Origin of the sequence: Nocardioides sp. P86 (genome assembly GCF_023712465.1) — a bacterium.
In the GTDB taxonomy this organism is placed as follows: Bacteria; Actinomycetota; Actinomycetes; order Propionibacteriales; family Nocardioidaceae; genus Nocardioides; species Nocardioides kribbensis.
This window is the reverse complement of sequence record NZ_JAMAYE010000034.1, coordinates 1-447: the sequence shown is the minus strand read 5'-3', so window position 1 is coordinate 447 and position 447 is coordinate 1. Positions and strand designations below refer to the sequence as shown.

At 55.3% G+C, this 447-nt stretch carries 1 protein-coding gene; it reads left to right on the top strand.

Translation table 11 applies throughout. The features are described from left to right. Positions 1 to 393 (top strand): class I SAM-dependent methyltransferase (locus M3673_RS18825; protein ID WP_251535598.1); only part of this gene is annotated, 393 nt, incomplete at its 5' end. Positions 394 to 447: the final 54 nt, after the last annotated feature.

Below are 447 nucleotides of genomic sequence, written 5' to 3'. Positions count from 1 at the left end.
TACCTGGAGTGGGCGGAACGCAACCTGCGTCTCAATGGCCTGACCGGCCGCGCGCATCGCCTGATGCAGGCGGACGTGCTGGGTTGGCTGCGGGAGAGCACCGAGCAGTTCGATCTGATCTTTATCGATCCGCCGACCTTTTCCAACTCCAAACGAATGGAAGATGCGTTTGACGTCCAGCGCGATCACATTCGCCTGATGACCGATCTAAAACGTCTGCTGCGTAAAGGCGGCACCATTATGTTCTCGAATAACAAACGCGGTTTCCGTATGGATCATGACGGGCTGGCGGCGCTTGGCCTGAAGGCGCAAGAGATTTCGCAAAAAACGCTGTCGCAGGATTTTGCCCGCAACCGTCAGATCCACAACTGCTGGCTGATTACCGCAGCCTGAAAGGAATAAATAATGTCACTGATTAGTATGCACGGCGCCTGGCTTTCCTTCAGC